Origin of the sequence: Jiella sonneratiae (assembly GCF_017353515.1) — a bacterium.
Taxonomy (GTDB): domain Bacteria; phylum Pseudomonadota; class Alphaproteobacteria; order Rhizobiales; family Rhizobiaceae; genus Jiella; species Jiella sonneratiae.
Genome location: NZ_JAFMPY010000067.1, coordinates 1 through 1,850, shown reverse-complemented (window position 1 = coordinate 1,850; position 1,850 = coordinate 1). Strand labels below are relative to the sequence as shown.

General features: G+C 54.9%; 2 protein-coding genes and 1 pseudogene. 2 read left to right on the top strand and 1 reads right to left on the bottom strand.

Features of this window, described 5'->3' with window-relative positions:
* Positions 1-126: 126 nt before the first annotated feature.
* Positions 127-354 (top strand): annotated as a pseudogene (locus J1C47_RS23495) (IS5/IS1182 family transposase); the annotation flags it as partial.
* Between the two features lie 250 nt (positions 355-604).
* On the opposite strand, the gene J1C47_RS23490 reads toward J1C47_RS23495, so the two are convergent.
* Positions 605-1,306: a class I SAM-dependent methyltransferase gene (locus J1C47_RS23490; protein WP_207353223.1), complete on the bottom strand. Its 702-nt coding sequence runs from the start codon at positions 1,304-1,306 to the stop codon at positions 605-607.
* 163 nt (positions 1,307-1,469) lie between these two features.
* Between J1C47_RS23490 and J1C47_RS23940 the strand changes: the two genes are divergently transcribed.
* Positions 1,470-1,850: transposase family protein (locus J1C47_RS23940; protein ID WP_245396771.1), on the top strand; the 381-nt coding region annotated here is incomplete at its 3' end.

Below are 1,850 nucleotides of genomic sequence, written 5' to 3'. Positions count from 1 at the left end.
CATCGACCTGGACGATATCCGGAAACGCGTCGCCAAGCTCGCCCGCCGCCGAACCGTAGGCAAAGCAGCCTTCGCCAAGAGCCAGAATCGGATCAACTGATCGCCGCGGCCCAGGCCGGATGCTTACGCAAGCCAAAAGGCAAACCCATGTCGGCGAGAACGCGCAAAGCGAATGCGGCGAAATCGGTTGTGCGATCATGCGTCGAGCACGTCTTCGCCCGTCAGAAAGGGCCGATGGGCATGGCGATCCGAACGATCGGCATGGCAAGGGCAAAGGCGACGATCACCCTTGCGAACATGGCCTACAACATGAACCGATGGCGATGGCTCGACAGCCGAACTGCGTCCGCATGAGCCAAAAAACGCTGGGAAATTACCGCTTGCAACAGTGAGATCGGCGTCGACGCCAACTACGTCGGCCAAAACCGACCCGGATTTGAGATTCAACCGAAAATCAGCAAGTTTCCGGAGGTGTCCAGGCTATGGTTGAAAGACTGTGCCAACAGAGCCTAGTGGCCAAGCCGAGACAGATGAGTCCATAAGAAATACCGTTTTCTGAGGCTTTCAGCGACGGGATCGGGTCGTATCCGTCCAATTCTACGCACTAGGTGTAAAGTTTTTTATCGTGTTCCTTACCGTATTGAACCTGCAGACCGAGTCCTCGCATCAGAATTCGATCGATATCAATTTCTTCGTGCTTGGCTAGAACAGCCACAATTGTTCCAAAAATCTTTTGTTTGAATTTAATAAATGGTTTTTCCGGATGCTCATTTGCATCATAAGGACCGGAATTCCTTGTAGCATTGATAGGATGTATTACGTGATTATAGGAATCGTGTATTCGATTAGTTTGTATCAGCATAAAGCGGTAGTCGGGAAATTTTCCGAATGCCTGTGCCAGTTGATGCGTTCGGTGATGCCATGTATGGCCTGACCAGTCGGCGAAGTATTTTTTCAGCCCGTTCTCCCGCAAAGCAGCTGCGCCTTCAAAATCAGGGCCTAGGATGAAAACAAAATCAGAAGCAACCCGCACAGCGCTTTCAATCATCGCTTCGCCGAGTTCTGGAGACGGAAGATGTTCGAGGAAATTGATCATCGTCACGTAGCGAACACAATTGTCTGGGAGGTCAAGAGCGGTTGCGTCTGCAACCAAGCCTTCAGCTCCTGTTTTTCGTAGTTCTTCAATCTTCTTCGGATCAATATCGATGCCGAAGCCACGCCCGCCAAAGGCCCCACTCGCCCACTTGATTGACCCGCCCTTGGATGCTCCGAAATCAATGAAATCATATTCGCTAGGATCTAGCATTATCATCTCCAAGTGTATCTGGCCGTCAGTAACATGACCTACGGATTCGGTCTATGGTCTTGGTCTGCCCCCCAGGGCTCCGAACTCATATGACGGCCGCTGACGGGTTGCGGAAAGACTGATTCCATGGGGTTGGTTGATTCGGAGAGCCGCCGCCATGAGCCTGTCTGCCGACGATTGGGGCGCGAAGTCGCGTCTGCGAATTTTGCTGGAGCATTTTGCCGAGATCGAAGATCCGCGGGACGTGCGGCGGATCTATCATCCGCTGCCGGAGGTTCTGCTGCTCGTCGTCTGCGGTTCGATAGCTGACTGCGACGACTACGAGAACATCGCTGCCTGGGGCGCGGCGCATCTGCGGTTCCTGCGACGCTTTCTTCCCTATGAGCACGGCGTTCCGGGTGAGGAGCTATGGCGGAAGCTGGGCGACGGCCGGGCCCGCTTCGTGCGCCACGGTCATGGCCCGGAGCGGGCGATCCAGACCGGCATCGGCCCGGTCCCCGTCAAGCGGGCGAAGGTTCGCGATCGTGGCGCCGGCGATGGCGGC

Coding starts and splice junctions, on each gene's coding strand:
- J1C47_RS23490 (WP_207353223.1), bottom strand. CDS start 1,306: ATGCTAGATCCTAGCGAATATGATTTCATTGATTTCGGAGCATCCAAG.